Annotated in this window: 8 protein-coding genes and 1 tRNA gene; 4 read left to right on the forward strand and 5 right to left on the reverse strand. The window is 70.7% G+C overall.

The features are described 5' to 3' along the window. Nucleotides 1–132: 132 nt before the first annotated feature. The 4 genes from recD to RMP06_RS04985 are packed head-to-tail and all read right to left on the reverse strand — an operon-like array spanning nt 133 to nt 10,404. On the reverse strand, nt 133–2,211 hold the full coding sequence (gene recD / locus RMP06_RS04970) for an exodeoxyribonuclease V subunit alpha (RefSeq protein WP_310460666.1): 2,079 nt from the start codon (nt 2,209–2,211) through the stop codon (nt 133–135). Then, nucleotides 2,211–6,023: an exodeoxyribonuclease V subunit beta gene (gene recB, locus RMP06_RS04975; protein WP_310460667.1), complete on the reverse strand. Its 3,813-nt coding sequence runs from the start codon at nt 6,021–6,023 to the stop codon at nt 2,211–2,213. The genes recD and recB overlap by 1 nt, the downstream gene beginning before the upstream one ends. Beyond that, nucleotides 6,016–9,639 (reverse strand): exodeoxyribonuclease V subunit gamma, encoded by a 3,624-nt coding sequence (gene recC / locus RMP06_RS04980; RefSeq protein ID WP_310460668.1) that lies wholly within the window; start codon nt 9,637–9,639, stop codon nt 6,016–6,018. The genes recB and recC overlap by 8 nt, the downstream gene beginning before the upstream one ends. 39 nt (nt 9,640–9,678) lie before the next feature. After that, nucleotides 9,679–10,404: a helix-turn-helix transcriptional regulator gene (locus RMP06_RS04985; protein ID WP_310460669.1), complete on the reverse strand. Its 726-nt coding sequence runs from the start codon at nt 10,402–10,404 to the stop codon at nt 9,679–9,681. Between the two features lie 311 nt (nt 10,405–10,715). Between RMP06_RS04985 and RMP06_RS04990 the strand changes: the two genes are divergently transcribed. Then, nucleotides 10,716–12,770: a S8 family peptidase gene (locus RMP06_RS04990; protein WP_310460670.1), complete on the forward strand. Its 2,055-nt coding sequence runs from the start codon at nt 10,716–10,718 to the stop codon at nt 12,768–12,770. 64 nt (nt 12,771–12,834) lie between these two features. Here RMP06_RS04990 and RMP06_RS04995 read toward each other — a convergent pair whose 3' ends face one another. Then, nucleotides 12,835–14,139, reverse strand: coding sequence for a hemolysin family protein (locus RMP06_RS04995; protein ID WP_310460671.1), 1,305 nt, complete (start codon nt 14,137–14,139; stop codon nt 12,835–12,837). A gap of 64 nt (nt 14,140–14,203) precedes the next feature. Between RMP06_RS04995 and RMP06_RS05000 the strand changes: the two genes are divergently transcribed. The 3 genes from RMP06_RS05000 to RMP06_RS05010 all read left to right on the forward strand — a co-directional run bounded on the left by RMP06_RS05000 (nt 14,204) and on the right by RMP06_RS05010 (nt 16,125). Then, on the forward strand, nt 14,204–15,025 hold the full coding sequence (locus RMP06_RS05000; RefSeq protein ID WP_310460672.1) for a symmetrical bis(5'-nucleosyl)-tetraphosphatase: 822 nt from the start codon (nt 14,204–14,206) through the stop codon (nt 15,023–15,025). Between the two features lie 47 nt (nt 15,026–15,072). Next, nucleotides 15,073–15,162 (forward strand) — tRNA-Ser (locus tag RMP06_RS05005). A gap of 624 nt (nt 15,163–15,786) precedes the next feature. Then, nucleotides 15,787–16,125, forward strand: a complete 339-nt coding sequence (locus RMP06_RS05010) for a hypothetical protein (protein WP_310460673.1) — start codon at nt 15,787–15,789, stop codon at nt 16,123–16,125. The last annotated feature ends 22 nt before the right edge of the window (nt 16,126–16,147 follow it).

Consider the following 16,147-nt stretch of genomic DNA (forward strand, 5'->3'; position numbering starts at 1 on the left):
CATAGTCGATGCGGGGCGGCGAACAAGTGCCGGTCCGACCGGGTCCTGGGCAGCATCGCGCCGATGTCCACCGCGCTCACCTTGAAACCGGTTCGGTGGATGCGGCGTCGAGGGGGTGCGACCGGCCTCCTGTCAACCGTCGCCGTCCGCGGCATCGCGCAGCCGCGCGATCAGGCCCGAGCGCCGCTGCGTCGGCGCCGTGACAGCGGCCGCGACGAGTTCCTCGCCCGCGGCCACGGCAACGCGTCGGCGCGCCCGCGTCACCGCGGTGTAGAGCAGCTCGCGCGTGACGACCGGGCTGCGCTGCGCCGGCAGCAGCACCAGCACGTCGTCGAACTCCGAGCCCTGCGACTTGTGCACCGTCATCGCGAACGCGGTCTCGGTCGCCGCCAGCCGGCTCGCCATCACCGAGCGCGGTGGCTGGCCCGCTCCTTCCAGCAACCAGACACGCAGACTTGCGCCGCCTTCGACGCCCGGCAACGCCACGCCCACGTCGCCGTTGTAGACACCGAGCGCAGCGTCGTTGCGCGTGATCATCACCGGCCGGCCGGCGTACCACTCGCCGTGGCGGGCGATCGCGCCGCGCCCGCGCAGATGCGCCTCGATGCGCGCATTCAGCCCGGTCACGCCCCACTCCCCTTCCCGCAGCGCACACAGCAGCCGCACACGCTCGAACGCCTGCACCACCCGCACGACCCAGGCCTGGTGCGCCTCGGCATCGCCGGGTGGTGGCCGCTGCTGCAAGGCGGCCAGGTACAGGTCGTAGCCGATCGGCGCTCCGGCGCGTCCCTGCAGCGCCAGCGCCAGCACGGCGGGCAAGGCCTGCGCCTCGGTCAGCGCCAGCCGCTGCACAGCCGCGTCCTTGCGGCGGAACACGGCGTCCGCCCCACGCACATCGCCCGCATTCACCGCCTTGGCCAGATCGCCGATGGCGCCTTGAAAACGCCGGCTCTCGCGCAGCATCACCGTCTGCTGCGCCAGCGCGGGCAGCGGCGTGCCCGTGCGGTGGCGCAGGTCGGGCGGCACCGTGCCACCGGTGCAGGCCGTGATCCAGGCGACGCTGTCAGCGTCGTACTGCCCACACTCCGCCTGTCCACACAGGTCACCCAGCACGGCGCCTGCTTCGACCGAGGCGAGCTGGTCCTTGTCGCCCAGCAGCACCAGCCGCGCCCGCTCGGGCAGCGCTGCCAGCAGCGCGGCCATCATCTCCAGATGCACCATCGAGGCCTCGTCGACCACCAGCAGATCGACGTCCAGCGGATGGCGTGCGTCGTGGCGCAGCGCGCGGGTGTCGGGGCGGGCGCCGAGCAGACGGTGCAGCGTCAGCGCCTCCTTCAGGCGCTTGGCCAGCAGTGCCCAGTCCAGCGCGTCGGGCAGCGCAGCGCCGAGCTGGCCGAGTGCCTGGTCGATCGACTGCTTCAGCCGCGCCGCTGCCTTGCCGGTCGGGGCGGCGAGTGCGATGCGCAGCGTCTCGGGCGCGGGGTGCAGCGCGAACAGCAGGGCCAGCAGGCGGGCGACGGTGTAGGTCTTGCCCGTGCCAGGGCCGCCCGTGACGAGGGCCAGCCGGCCACGCAGGGCCATGGCGCAAGCGGCGCGCTGCCAGTCGGGGGCCGCCGGGTCGCGGGCGAGGCCGAACAGGCGGTCCAGCCAGCCACGCACGACGCCCGCGTCGGGGACCACCTCGCCGGGATGCGGCCCCACAGCACGCGACAACACCGCCCGCGCCACCGCCTGCTCGTCGCGCCAGTGGCGGCGCAGGTACAGGCGTGCGCCGTCGGGGGTGTGTTCCAGGACCAGGGGCGCCTGTCCGCTGGCAGCGCCGGCGCCCGCGTCCACGGCGTCGCTGTCTTGCAGGCCATTCAGCCAGTCGGCGCGGTCCGGCGGCAGGCGCTGCAGGGCCATGGCCAGTGCGGCCCGTGCCGCGCCTGGGCCGTCGAGCCAAGCATCGTCGTCCGGGCGGGCGATCACGTCCGGGCGGCGCTGGGCCAGCAACTCGTCCAGCGCGATGCAGGTGTGGCCGCGGCTTTCGCGCTGGGCCAGCAGTGCGGCACACAGCAGCAACTCGGGCGCCGCATCCGGCAGTTCGGCCGCCAGCCAGCGTGCCAGCGCCACGTCCAGCCGGCGCAGCCAGCCGGCGTCGCACCAGCGGTCGAGTTCAGCGAGCAGCTCGGTGGCGGTCAGCGGCCCGGTGGGGTCCAGGGTCTGCGGCATCAGGCACTCACCATCGGATCAAGGTCGGGTTCAGGAACAGGGTCGTTCAGACAGGCGTCCAGCGCATCGAGCAGCCCCAGCGGCGCCGGCACCACCACGCAGCCCGCCTGCGGACCACGCACCCCGCGCAGGAAGAGGTAGATGGCGCCGCCCAAGTGCGACGCGGGGTCGTAACCGTCGCCCAGCCGGTGGCGCAGCAGGCGGTGCAGCGCGAGCAGGTAGAGCGCCGCCTGCAGGTCGTAGCGGTGCGCGAGCATGGCGGTGTCAAGCGCACCGGCGTGGTAGTCGGCGTCGCCATCGCCGAGGTGGTTGGACTTGTAGTCCAGCACCCACCAGCGCCCGCCGTGCTCGAACACCAGATCGGCGAAGCCCATCAACAGGCCTTGCAGCACCCGCGGCACCAGTGCCGGCCGGGCCTGACCGGGCAGCAGACGCTCACGGCAGACGCGGTCCAGCGCCGCGCTGTGCAGCGCCACGCTCGGCATCCAGAACTCCATCTCCGGCAGCACGGCGCCGATCTCCGACAGCGACGCGCCACCCAGCGCCGGCAGCGGCGTGGTCAGCACCGCACCCATCCACGCCAGCACCTCGTCGGCGCGGTCGGTGTGGCCGTGGCGTTCGCAGCGGCGGCGGGTGAGCGCCTGCACGGCTGGTGCGTTCCAGCGGTCGAAGCCCTCCTCGGCCAGCCACTGCAGCAGCTCGTGCAGGAAGTTGCCCGCCAGTGCGCCCTTGGGAAAGCGGTGCCACGCCGCATCGGCCAGCACCGGCAGGGGTGCGAACACCGCGTCGTCGTCTCCCCCCTCGGCCACCGCCAGATCGGCCAGCCATTCCTCGCGCAATTGCTCGTCCCGCGCCGGATCCACCGCCCACGGCGACGCGGGCACGCGCCGGTCGCCCTCCGCCTCGCGCAGATCGCGCACCAGCGCCGAGAAGCTGCCCACCGTCCAGCGGCGGTCAAAGGTGGCCGCGTAGCGCGGCGCCTCGGCCAGCGCAGCCGGCGCCGCCGCGCGCCGCAGCCGGGTGTAGCCGGGGCGCGCGGACAGCGTCTCGACCGACACGCTGCCGGGCGTGGCCCCGTCGTCCGGGCTCGCCCAGTCGTTCAGGCGTTCCAGCGCCAGCGCGGGCGACAACTCGCCCTGCCCGCCGCCGAGCAGATAGCCCAGCGCGCTGCGGTCCAGCTTGTTGCCACCCGATTTGCTGCCCTTGCTCTTGAGCAACCCGACGCCAAGCCACAGCGCATGCCGCGCCCGCGTCAGCGCGACATAGAACAGCCGCAGGTCCTCGCGCAGCCGCTCGCGCTCGGCCGAGGCCATGGTCTCGTCGCCGAGCGTGAAGTCGAGGGCGCGGGTGCCTGCGTCGTCCACCCAGGTGATGAAGCGGCGCCCGCGCCGGTCCACCTCGCGGCAGGACGCTGCAAACGGCAGGAACACCACCGGGTACTCCAGCCCCTTGGACTTGTGGACGGTGACCACCTGGACCAGCTCGGCGTCGCTTTCCAGCCGCACGACGCGCTCGTCGCCCGCGCCGCCCAAGCCGTGGATCTGCTCGGCCAGCCAGCGGATCTGGGCCTGCTCGCCGTCGAGCTGGGCCGCGGCGGCCTGCAGCAGTTCGCCCAGGTGCAGCAGGTTGGTCAGCCGGCGCTCGCCGTCGGGCGGCGCGTCCGCAGCACCGAGCCAGCGCGCCGGCAGGTCCAGCGCATGCAGCGTCTGGCGCACCAGCGTCAGCACGCCCTGGCGCTGCCACACGCCGCGCAGGCGCTGCAGCTGCGCGAGCCGCTCGTCCCAGGCCAGCTCGTCGGACACCAGCCGCGCCAGGGCCTCCAGGTCCAGGCCGACCGTCGCGGTGGCATAGGCGGCGCGGGCCAGCGGCGCGTTCAGCGGGTCGGCCACTGCCTGCAGCCAGCGCAGCAGGTCGGCCGCCTCGGCGGAGGCGAACACCGAATCCTGGTCCGACAGGTAGACCGAGCTGACCCCACGCCGGCGCAGCGCCAGCCGGACGGCGTCCGCCTCGCGCCGGCTGCGCACCAGCACCGCGACATGGCCCGGCGCCAGCCGCTGCCAGCCGCCGTCCGCGGCACGGAAACCCACCGACGCATCGTTCAACCAGTCCACCAGCTGCTCGGCGGCGTGCTGCGCCAGCACGTCGGTGAGCGAGCGCTGTGGCATCGCGGCATCGAGCGCGCGGGCCGTCAACGCCGGCAGCAGCGCCTCTCCGCGGACCAGCACTTCGCCACGGCCCCGCGCCGCCACCGGATCGAACGGCAGCGCCAGCGGCCCGCCCTTGGTGAAGGCAAAAGCCCCCCCCGACCAGCGGCGCTCCGCCTGCGCGAACACCGTGTTGACCGCGCCGATCAGCGCCCGGGTCGAGCGGAAGTTGGTGCCGAGCACGTGGTGGCGGCCCTCGGTCGCCTGGCGCACCTGCAGGTAGCTGTAGATGTCGGCGCCGCGGAAGCCGTAGATCGACTGCTTCGGGTCGCCGATCAGCAGCAGCGCGGTGGCCGGGTCGTGGTCGGCGACGCGGTAGAGGCGGTCGAACAGGCGGTATTGCAGCGGCGAGGTGTCCTGGAACTCATCGATCAGCGCGACCGGGTATTGCGCCAGGATGCTCTGGCGCAGGCGCTCGCCGGCCTCCCCCGCCGCGGGCGAGAGCGCCTGGTCCAGCCGCGCCTGCAGATCGGCGAAGCCGAAACGGGCGCTGCGGCGCTTGAGCTGGTCGAGCCGCCGGGCAACGCGGTGCGTGAGGTGGCGCAGCAGCCGCGGCGCCAGCGGCTCCAGCGTGTCGAGCGCCTGCTGCAGCGCCTCGAACTCGGCGAACTCGGGGGGCAAGGGCGGCAGCCGGCAGCCCTTCTTGCAAGCCTTGGCGATACCGTCCGGCGTCAGGCGGGTCCGGCCGGTATCGGGCGACAGCACCAGCAGGCCCGCGTCCGGGTCGTCCGCCCAGGCCACGATCTGTTCGATCCAGGCGTCGAGCGAGCTGGCGCGCAGCAGGTTGCCGTTGAAGGGGTTCGCACCGCCCTGCTGCTGGGCGTTGATCCAGCCGGCGATGCGCCGCGCCTTGTCCGCCCAGCCGGTCCTGAGTTGCGCCAGCGTGGCGCAACGCTCGTTCACCCAGGCGGGCAGCCAGTCCTGCAGCGTGGCGCGGGGGGTGGCGTCCGCGCCGAGCAGCTCGGTCTGGTGGAGCAGCGGCTGCACCTGCTGCTGCATCACCGCCACCGACGGCCACACCGCCAGCAGCGCCTCCAGCGGCCCCGTGTCCAGCGGGTAGACCTCGCGGCGCCAGACATCGTGCATCGCCTGCGCCAGCAGCTCGGCCTCGTCGGCGACCAGTTCCTCGTCGAAGAGGTTGCCGCTGTCGAAGGCGTGCTCGCGCAGCATGCGCTGGCACCAGGCGTCGATGGTGTGGACCGCCGCTTCGTCCATCGCCTCGGCGGCCAGCGCCAGCCGGTAGGCGGCCTGCGAGCGGACATCCCCCTCGGCATGGTCGGCGATCAGGTCGTGCAGGAAGGTGTCGTGCAACGCAGGTTCGGCCTCGCCGCGGAAGCACTGCGCCGCCTCGATCAGCCGCGCGCGGATGCGGTCGGACAGCTCGCGGGTGGCCGCGCGGGTGAAGGTCATCACCAGGATCTGCGAAGGCCCGAGCGGCTGCGACGGGCGGTCGCCGTGGTCACCGTGGCCGAGCACCAGCCGCAGGTAGAGCGCGGCGATGGTCCAGGTCTTGCCGGTGCCGGCGCTGGCCTCGATCAGGCGGCTGCCGGCCAGCGGCAGGGTCAGCGGGTCCAGCAGGTTCAGGGGCTGGGGGACAGACTCAGTCATCGCGGGCGTCCTCGTCGTCCTCGTCGGCGCCGGGATTGGCATCGGGCAATGGCAGCACGGTCACATGGGCAGGGTCGGCAGCCCACTGCCGCAGTGGCTCGTACAGGCGCTCGGCCCACTCCGCGAAGGCGGGATCGGCGCACAGCGTGTCCCAGTCCGGGAACAGGCGGGCGAGCGCGGCGTCCTGCACTTCACCACGGCGGGTGTGAACGCCTTCGTAGACAGTGCGCCCGGCATCGTCGGCCTTGTCGGGCTGGTCGGGGAATTGCTCGCGCGCAGCCAGCCAGACCAGTGCGGTGCGGCACGCCACCGCCAGCGGGCGCACCATGCCTTGTTCCCAGACATCGAGCAGCTCGTCCAGCACCACTTGCGCCACCGCCATGCGCGGCGGCGCCAGCACCAGCAGCGCGTCGCGCGCCACGATGCGTCCCTCCAGATCAATGCCACACGCCCCCGCCACCAGCATCCGCAGCCACGGCCGCACCAGCTTGTGCGCCACCGGCCGCAGCACCTGGGCCTTCTTGTCGAACACGCACAACCGGCGCGCGTCCAGCGTCAGCCAGACCGGCCGGTCTGTGCCCGGCGCCTGGCGCAGCTCGTCGAGCCAGTCGTCCAGCGCGATGCCGTCCAGATCGGCGGCGACCTGCCGCGGCTTGGCCGGCTCGGACAACTCGCGGCGCCAGGCGTTCCACTGCAGCGCCATCGGTGCGCTCTGCTGCACGAACTGCCCGCGCCAGCGCTGGCCCAGCCCGCCCACCGGCAGATCCCCGCGTCGCACGAGCCGCTCGGTGCGCACCTGCAGCTCCGCCCGGCAGGCGGCGAGGGCGGTCGGTGCGTCGGCCGCGGGGGTCTCCAGCAGCTCGCGCAGCAGCAGGGTCTCGTCCAGCGCGTTCAGGTCGAACGGCTCGTCGTCGGCCACGGCCAGATCCAGCGGCTGGAAGACGACGCCGAGGCGCTCGCGGAAGTGGTCCTTGACGGGGTTGAGCAGGAAGTGGTCGAGACGGCGCAGGGTCAGCGGGAGCATGGCCGCGCGCTCGGCGGCGGAGAGCTTGGCTTGCCCCCTGCCGGCATTCGCCACCGCGACCACGGGATCGGTCGCCTCATGCGCCTCGCGCCATTCGCGGGCGTAGGTGAACAGCGCGGAGCCCCCCTCGAAGTAGCGCCGGCTGAAGGGCTGCAGCGGATGCTCGGTCGTCAGCCGATCCACCACTGCCTCGCCCCAGCCTGCCGCCAGGTGGTCGCGCAACTGCGACACCAGCACCGAGGGTGGCTGGTGCGTGTTGTCGCGCACGCTGCGGCCGGCCCAGCTGATGGACAGCACGCGGCGCGCAGCCAGCAGCGCCTCCAGCATCAGCATCCGGTCGTCGTCGCGCCGGGCGCGGTCGCCAGGACGGTGCTGGCCGGGCAGCGCCATGAGATCGAAGTCGCTGCGCGGCGCGCGGCGCGGGTAGTCACCGTCGTTCATGCCCAGCAGGCAGACCACCTCGAACGGAATCGCCCGCATCGGCATCAGCGTGCAGAACACCACCCCACCGCCCAGGAAACGGCTGTTCAGGCTCGGTTCGTCCACCCCGGCGAGCCAGCCCTCGCGCAGCACGGGCAGCGTCACCGGCGCGTCGAAACCGGCGTCTTCGCAGTCATCGAGCCAGCGGCCGAGCGCATCGTCGAGCGACGAGAGCATCAGGCGATCGTCCTCGTCGGCCGGGTCCAGGAAAACCTCCAGCAAAGCCCGGCAGCGGACGTGCCACTGCGCAGGTGCCACGGGCTGGTCCGCCTGCTGCCACCAGCCGCGCAGCGCGTCGATCAGCCCGGCCAGCGCGCCGGCGATGGCGGCGTCCAGGCCGCCGATCTCGTCGTAGGGCTCGATCGCGCGCCACGGCGGTTCGGCGCTGGCCGTGTCCGAGCGTCCGCAGGCGTAGCCCAGCAGCATCCGGCGCAGCCCGAACAGGCCCGTGTTCTGCTCGCCACAGGCACCCAGCCCGAGCCCGTCGCGTTGTGCCGCATCCAGCCCCCAGCGCACGCCGGCACCCGCCAGCCAGCGGGCGGCGGTTGCGCGGTCCTCGTCGTGCAGCCCGAAACGCCGGGCCAGCGCCGGCACGTCGAGCAGGTCGCGCAGTTCGCTGGCCGTGCAGCGCTGCTCGGTCACGCGCAGCAGCCACTCCACCGCCATCAGCAGCGGCTGGCGCCCGCGCTGGCGCAGGTCGGCGATCTCGTAGGGGATGTGGCGTGCGTCGCCAAGCGCGTGCTGGCCGAAGACGGCATGGAGGATCGGCGCGTAGGGCTCGATGTCCGGCAGCATGACGACGATGTCGCGTGGAGCCAGCGGCGTGGCGCCCGGGTGCGCCAGCAGGTGCAGCAACTGGTCGTGCAGCACCTCGACCTCGCGCATCGCGCTGTGGGCGATCTGGAAGACGATCGAGCGGTCACCGTCGGCCAGCGGCGGGCCAGCCTGCACGCGCTGGGTCAGCTCGTCCATCGGCAGGCCGTCGCGGATGGCGCTCTGCACCTGCGCGAGCAGCGTGTCGCCGTCGCCCGCGTCGAACAGGTCGATGCGCGGGATCTGGAAACGCTGGCGGGAGGTTTCCGCGTCATCAAAGGCGTCCAGCAGACGAATGAAGTCCCGGCCTTGCCGCCCCCAGGCGGCGAGCAGCGGATGCGCCTGTCCGTGTGCTTGGTCCAGCGGCACAGCGCCCAGGTCGACGCCGCGGCGGTGGCCGTGGCGCTGGCGGGGCGCGCGCAGCAGTTCGCGACCGTCGATGATGTCGGCCCAGTGGAACTGGCAGGGATTCGGCACCGCCAGCAGCACCTGCGCGCGCTGCGCCAGCGCCGCCAGCGCCTGCAAGGTCTGCCACGGCAGGTGGCTGTGCCCGAACAGCACGACGCGGCGTGGCAGCGGCTGGCGCGGCGCATCGCCAGCGTCCACCGCGGCGACAAACCGCCGATGCACATCGCTGCGCACCGCGCGCCGGCCCGACTCGTCCAGCCCCTCGACCAGCCGGTGCCACAGCCGCGCCTGCCAGCGCTGGTCGTCCGGCAGGGGCACCGTGACCCCATTGGCGCGGACCAGGTGCTCGCGGCCGCGGCCCCAGGCATCGAGCCAGTCGGCGCGGTAGAGCTGGTACTGGTCGAACAGGTCGGCCAGCCGTTCGGCGAGCTGCAGGCGGCGACCCAGGTCGTGCGTGCCGTCGGCGGACGGCGAGGCGGACAGGAACTGCGCCAGCGGCTCGAAACCGGGCTTGTCGATCCACGCGGGCAGCGCCTGCATGAGGCGCCAGGTCAGCGGTGCCTTGTCCAGCGGCGAGCGCGCAGGCGCGCCCTCGCGGCCGAGCATCGCCCGGTACAGCCGCCAGAGGAAACGCGCCGGCAGCTCCACGCGGGTCGCCGCGCAGATGCCGCTGCGCCGCGCCAGCGACATCTTCATCCACTCGGCGATGCCGTTGCTCTGCACCAGCAGCACGTCCTGCTCCAGCGGGTCGAGCGGGTGGCGCTCCAGCCAGGCAAAGACCGCCTCCTGCAACAGCTCCAGCCGGTTGCCATGCAGCACCAGCAGGCCGGGCATGATCGGAGAACGGGGGGCGGCGGGCGAAGCGGGGCGGCTTCTTTCAATCTCGGGCATGGGCGCCAGTATCGCCCACGCTCCGTGGCGGAGGCCGCCTCAGGCGCGGTGCAGGGCGGCGTCCAGTTCGGCCTCGATCACGCGCATCGAAACTTCCTTGGCACGGGCCTCCAGCAGCTGCACCGTCCGCACGCTGGGCAGCGCGATGCGGCAGAGCGCCTCGTCCTCGTGGTCCCAGCTGTCGAGGAACCAGATCCCTTCCTCGTGCACCAGGCGCATCGGGGACACCACCCGGTCGCGGTCCCGGGCCCCCGCGTCGCCCTCCACCGTCAGCCGCAGGCGCCGGCGCTCCAGCACCGCGCTGGCCAGCCGCTCGAAATGCCGGCCGCGCACGGGCCGATGCGCCGGTGCCACCACACGCACGCGCCGGGTCAGCTCGCGCGCCTCGCTTTCGCTGGTGCCGAGCATGCCGTTGAGCTTGTCGAGCAGCGGCTGCAGGTGGCGACCCATGCTGCCGTTGACGCCCAGACCGTCGAGCAGCTGGTGCATCGTCAGCAGCGCGTGGATCTCCCGTTCGTTGAACCAGACCCCCGGTGACTCGGCCGTGAAGCTGCGTCGGCCATTGCGGCCGACCGTCTCGAAGCGGTAGCCATTGCGGTCGCGGTCGTAGACGATCGCGGCATCCATGCGCGTGCGCAGGTGGTCCAGATCGCGCTTGAGCGTGGCGCGCGAGACAGCCAGCTCGTCCATCAGATCGGCGAAGCTCACGCAGCCGCGGCTGCGGATGAGCATCTCGATCTTGCAGAAACGTTCCGTGCGTTCCATGGTTTGTCATCCCCAGATGGGCGAGGTGCGGGCCTCGCCAGAAAACGCCAGATTCATGCGCAGACCTTGGGGCTGGCTCATGAATCGAGCCTGATGGTAGCGGTGGGGTTCCGTGAATCCAGCGTGCCCGAACCCCGTGTTCAGGGGACAGATCCATGCGCCCGAGACGTCCTTGCGCACTACGCACTCCCAGAGGGCAGGGGTTTGACGCGCACCGCGCACATGCCGGTCCCGGCCGAAGATTCAGAACCCGGCAACATGGCCGACAACAGGGCGGCCTACACTCGTGCGACGTTCACGGACGATCGACCATGCCACGACAGAACCTGCATTCCTCGCCGCTGTTCCAGCTGCGTGCAACCCTCACGGCCCTGGTGCTCGCCTGCGGCATCGGACCGATCGCCGCGGCAGGGAACGAAGCCAGTCCACCCGCGCGGGCAGACCTGAGCGGCACACCCGCCGGGGAGGCGCGGGTGATCGTCAAGTTCCGGTCGGCGCGGCAGGTCAGCGCACTGTCCGCAGCGACCCGCACGTCCACGGCTGACGCGACACCGCGCCGCGCCCTGGCGCTCGGCCAACGGGTCGGACTGCGGCTCAGCGACGGCGCGGCGGTCTCTGCCGACACCCAGGTGATCCATGCGCAAGGCCTGAGCAATGCCCGCCTGATGCAGGCGCTGGCCGCAGACCCGCAGGTCGAGTACGTGGTCGAGGACCGCCGCCGGCGCGCACACGCTGCTGTGGTGAACGACCCGCTCTTCACCGGCGGGCCGGGCATCAGCCCCGCGGCCGGACAGTGGTATCTGCAAGCCCCGAACGCCGCCGTGGTGTCGTCCGTGAACGCCGAATCGGCCTGGGCGCTGACGACCGGCCGTGCCGACATCGTCGTCGCCGTGCTCGACAGCGGCGTGCGCTTCAACCATCCCGATCTGGACGGCAAGCTGCTGCCCGGTTACGACTTCATCAGCGAGTCGGTCACCAGCAACGACGGCGACGGCCGCGACAGCAACCCGACCGACCCGGGCGACTGGATCACTGCCGACGAAGACGCCAACTCGAAAACGCTCGCCGGTTGTGGCACCCAGGACAGCGCCTGGCACGGCACGCAGGTGGCCGGCCTCGTCGGCGCGGCCACCAACAACGGCACGGGCATGGCTGGCATGGGACGCCATGTGCGCGTGCTGCCGGTGCGGGTGCTGGGCAAGTGCGGTGGCTATGACGCCGACATCGTCGCCGGCATGCGCTGGGCAGGCGGCCTGCACGTCGACGGCGTGCCCGACAACCCGACCCCGGCGCGTGTCATCAACATGAGCCTGGGAGAAATCGGCTCCTGCACCGTCGGCGCCGACCCCACCCGACCTGGTGTCGCCAAGCTGTATCTGGATGCCATCAATGAACTGCGCCAAGTCGGTGTCGTCATCGTCGCATCGGCGGGCAACGACAACCGCGCGGTCAACATGCCAGGCAACTGCGCCGGGGTGATCGCCGTCAGCGGGCTGCGCCATGCGGGGGACAAGAGCGGCTTCTCCAGCCTGGGCGCCGAAGTCGCCATCGCGGCCCCGGCGGGCAACTGCGTCAACGCGACCGGCGAGTGCCTCTACCCGATCCTGAGCGCCACCAACACCGGCAAGACCGGCCCGGCGTGCCCGAGCTACACGACCGGCAGCGGCACGGCCGGCCTGGGCACCAGTTTCTCCGCGCCGCTGGTCTCCGGCACGGTCGCGCTGATGCTCTCGGCCCAGCCGACACTCACGCCGACCCGCGTGCTGGAGTTGCTGCGGTCCACGGTGCGGGCGTTTCCGGTCCGGCCTGCGGGTGCCACGGCGCCAGCGTGCAGCGTCGACACCAGCGTTTCGCAGATCGAGTGCCACTGCACCACCGCGACCTGCGGTGCCGGCATGCTGGACGCTGGCGCCGCCGTGCGGGCGGCGGCCGGCACCTCCGTGCTCGCGCGACTGGGCGATGCCAGCACGCGCATCCCGCTGAACGGCACGGTCACGCTGGACGCCAGCGGCTCCAGCACCGGCGCTGGCCGCACGGTCACCGGCTACCAGTGGCGCATCACGGACGGCGCCGCCGTGGCCGGATTCACCGGTGCGTCAACCAACAGCACCGCCGTGCTGAGCGCACTGGGCAGCGGGCTGGCCACGGTGGAGCTGACCGTCACCGACAGCAGCGGCAGCACCAGCCGCAGCACGGCGGTCCTGCGGGCGGGCGACGCACCAGCAGCGGTCTGCGGTCTGGATGCGAGCGATGCCAGTCCGTCGGAAGGCGGCGGCGCAATGGGTTTCGGCTGGCTGGCGGGGCTGGCCGCCGTGGTGGCGCTGCTGGCCTGGGGCCGCCGCCGCGCGGGTTCAGCCGTTCAATGAACGCAGCGCCGGCGCGCCCGAATCTGCTGGCATTCGCGCGCTGCCACATGGCACCCGATGGCGGTCATTCTGCCGTCCCTTCTTCGTCACCGGTGCGGCTGGCCAGCACCTTGTCCACCCGCTTGCCGTCGAGGTCGACCACCTCGAAGCGCCAGCCCGCCCACTCGACCGAGTCGGTGATCTGCGGCAGGCGGCCAAGCAGCAGCATGACCATCCCGGCCAGCGTGTTGTAGCGCCCGCGGTCCTCGTCCGGCAGTTGTTTCAGGCCCAGGCGGTCCTTGAGTTCGGGCACCGGGATCATGCCGTCGACCAGCCAGGAGCCGTCCTCGCGCTGCACGGCCCAGGCGTCCTCGGCCAAGTGGGGCGTGAACTCGCCGGTGATGGCTTCGAGCACATCGCGCAGCGTGATCACACCCTGCACCACGCCGTACTCGTCGACCACGAACACCATCTGCACCGGCGAGCCGCGGAAATGCTCCAGCAGTTCCATGCCCGACAGCGTTTCCGGGACGAACACGGGCGGTTGCATCGAATCGATCAGCGAGATCTCCCGGCTCGCGGCCAGCTGCATCAGCAACTGGTGCGCCGTCACGACCCCCAGCACCTCGTCCAGCCCGCCGCGGCAGACCGGGTAGCGCGAGTGGCCATGCTCCGTCAGTGCAGGCAGGATCTCTTCGCGGCTGGCATCGACGTCCAGCCAGGCGATGTCGCCGCGCGGAATCATCATCGAGCCGATCTGGCGGTCGTCGAGGCGGAACACGTTGCGCACCATCTGGTGTTCGTGCGCCTCGATCACGCCGGCATCCAGGCCCTCTTCCAGACTCGCGGCGATTTCCTCTTCGGTCACGCCGCGGTTGGCGCTTTCGCGTACACCCAGCAGGCTGAGCACCGCCTGCGTGGTGCCGGCCAGCAGCTTGACGAAGGGACCGGCCGCAACCGACAGGCCACGCATCGGGCGCGCCACCAGACAGGCGACCGTCTCGGGGTACATCTGCCCGACCCGCTTGGGTACCAGCTCGCCGAAAATGATCGTCATGAAGGTGATCAGCGCGACCACGAGGCCGGTGCCCATCACATCGGCCACCGGAGCCTTGATGGGCAGATTCGCCAGCAACCAAGCCGCCACCGGACCGGAAAAGGCCGCTTCACCGACGATACCGTTCAGTACACCGATCGAGGTGATGCCGATCTGGACCGTGGAGAGAAACTGGGTGGGACTGTCGTGCAGGGCGAGCGCGGCACGGGCGCCCGCATCTCCGGTCTCGGCCATCACCTGCAGGCGCGCCTTGCGGCTGGCTGTCAGGGACATCTCCGACATGGCGAAGACGCCGTTGATCACGATCAGAACAAAGAGAAGAGCTAGGTCCATAAAGGGCACGAAACAGCGTTCGCGCCGGCAGTTGAGGCGCGAAGAGCGTAGCAGAATCCGCGCCATGAACTACCTGATCGGCGATCTGCAAGGCTGCTGTGACGCTTTTGAGCGACTGTTGGCCACCCTCGATTTCTCGCCTTCGCGCGACCGGATCTTCCTGCTGGGCGATCTGGTCAACCGAGGGCCGTGTTCGCTGAAAGTACTGGAGCGACTGGCCGGTTTCGGCGACGCGGCCACCTGCCTGCTCGGCAACCACGACCTGCACCTGCTGGCCGTCGCCCACGGCGTGCGGCGGGCGCACCGCAGCGACACCCTGGACGAGATCCTGGCCAGCCCGCGGCGCGACCATTGGCTGACCTGGCTGCGCCAGCAGCGGCTGGCCGTGCACGCGCACGGCTGGCTGATGGTGCATGCCGGCGTGGCGCCACAGTGGAGTGCCGAGCAAACCCTGGCGCTCGCGGCAGAGGTGGAAGCCCTGCTGCGCGACGCCGATCTGCCGGCGTTCCTGCAGGTCATGTTCGGCAACGACCCTGCCCGCTGGGACGACACGCTGCAGGGGCCGGACCGCTGGCGCTTCACCATCAATGTGCTGACCCGGATTCGCTTCTGCGAGGCCGACGGCACGCTCGATTTCAAGCTCAAGGAAGGCGCAGACACCGCCCCGCCCCACCTGATGCCCTGGTTTGACGTGCCCGGCCGGCGCACCGCCGACACACCGATCGCCTTCGGCCACTGGTCCACGCTCGGCCCAATGGACCGCCCCGACCTGCTCGCGCTGGACACGGGCTGTGTCTGGGGTGGTCGCCTCACGGCGGCACGGGTGGACGGTGGACGGCGTGACCTGATCAGCGTCGCCTGCCCGCCGGCGATGGCGCTGATGTGAGGCTTCCGGGTTCCGACCTCTACTTCTGACACAATGGCGCCCCTGCAGGAAGCGTGGCCGAGCGGTTTAAGGCACTAGTCTTGAAAACTAGCGATGGGGTGACCCATCCGTGGGTTCGAATCCCACCGCTTCCGCCAGCAGGCCAATGGAATCAAGCACTTACAGCGGTTTTCCAGATCCATCCACCATCCATTCCACCATCCCGGGTGGCGCTTGATGCGATGCGACGGCGCAACACCAGATCAGCGCCTTCAAAAGACAGCCCCAGAAGGAAGATCCCCTTCCCTCTACCTCTTCTCTCTCTACTACCCCCCTCCTACATACCCTCTCTCCCTACTAATTAAATCTCTCTGATTTAGTTAGTCTCTCTCTAGTAGGTAGGTGGTGGGTAGGCGTTGAGCATGTTCACCTTGGTGCAGGTGTTCCAGCAGGAAGGCTCACCAGTGGCACTGGACCGAGCCTAGGGCAGCGTCTGCCGTGGTGCCGGTCATCGGGCAGTGACAAGCAGATCGGCGGCCTGTAGCCCTTCCCCTTGGTGCCAGCCCTCAGCCTGGGCAACAGGATCGGCCCGGCCAGCAGTGCCAGCCCAAGCCCTCGCGTTTTGTTTTGAACCCCTCCCGGCGTACTGACGAAACCCCCTCCCAGCAGGCAATCGCGTGTTTTTTGAGCGTCGCCACGTACTGACGAAACCGACGAAACCTCATCCCGCCACGTTCATCGCCAGAATCGGTGGCTTCAGTCAAACGATGAGGGGGGATGAGATGAGCAAGCGACTTCACGCCATCACGCTGGCGGCTGTCATGACAAGCGGGTCAGCGATTGCCGGTGACGACACGAAAATCAAGGGATGCCTGAATATCTTGACATCAGGCGTATTTGCCCAATCCGTAGAGTCGGCGTGCGGCTACCGCGAGCGGTCATCTCAGGTCATCAAGTACGAGTATGGCCGCGCCGGCTGCCCAGCATTGGTACAAAAGAAGGCGGCTGACGATGCCATCAAAAAGGTCTTGACGATCATTCGCAACATCCTCAAGGACGAAGGTGAAGAGCAGGCGTGCATGTCGTTCAGACAGTCTTATGACTCACTGACGGCAGAGTAGAAGGGCTATTGATTGCTCTGAT

The sequence above is a fragment of the Sphaerotilus sp. genome, assembly GCF_031429695.1.
In the GTDB taxonomy this organism is placed as follows: Bacteria; Pseudomonadota; Gammaproteobacteria; order Burkholderiales; family Burkholderiaceae_C; genus Sphaerotilus.

What these genes read in the sequence shown, in the direction of transcription:
- RMP06_RS05000 (WP_310460672.1), top strand. Translation starts at nt 14,204, where the DNA reads ATGAACTACCTGATCGGCGATCTGCAAGGCTGCTGTGACGCTTTTGAG.
- recD (WP_310460666.1), bottom strand. Translation starts at nt 2,211, where the DNA reads ATGCCGCAGACCCTGGACCCCACCGGGCCGCTGACCGCCACCGAGCTG.
- RMP06_RS04995 (WP_310460671.1), bottom strand. Translation starts at nt 14,139, where the DNA reads ATGGACCTAGCTCTTCTCTTTGTTCTGATCGTGATCAACGGCGTCTTC.
- RMP06_RS04990 (WP_310460670.1), top strand. Translation starts at nt 10,716, where the DNA reads ATGCCACGACAGAACCTGCATTCCTCGCCGCTGTTCCAGCTGCGTGCA.
- RMP06_RS05010 (WP_310460673.1), top strand. Translation starts at nt 15,787, where the DNA reads ATGAGCAAGCGACTTCACGCCATCACGCTGGCGGCTGTCATGACAAGC.
- recC (WP_310460668.1), bottom strand. Translation starts at nt 9,639, where the DNA reads ATGCCCGAGATTGAAAGAAGCCGCCCCGCTTCGCCCGCCGCCCCCCGT.
- recB (WP_310460667.1), bottom strand. Translation starts at nt 6,023, where the DNA reads ATGACTGAGTCTGTCCCCCAGCCCCTGAACCTGCTGGACCCGCTGACC.
- RMP06_RS04985 (WP_310460669.1), bottom strand. Translation starts at nt 10,404, where the DNA reads ATGGAACGCACGGAACGTTTCTGCAAGATCGAGATGCTCATCCGCAGC.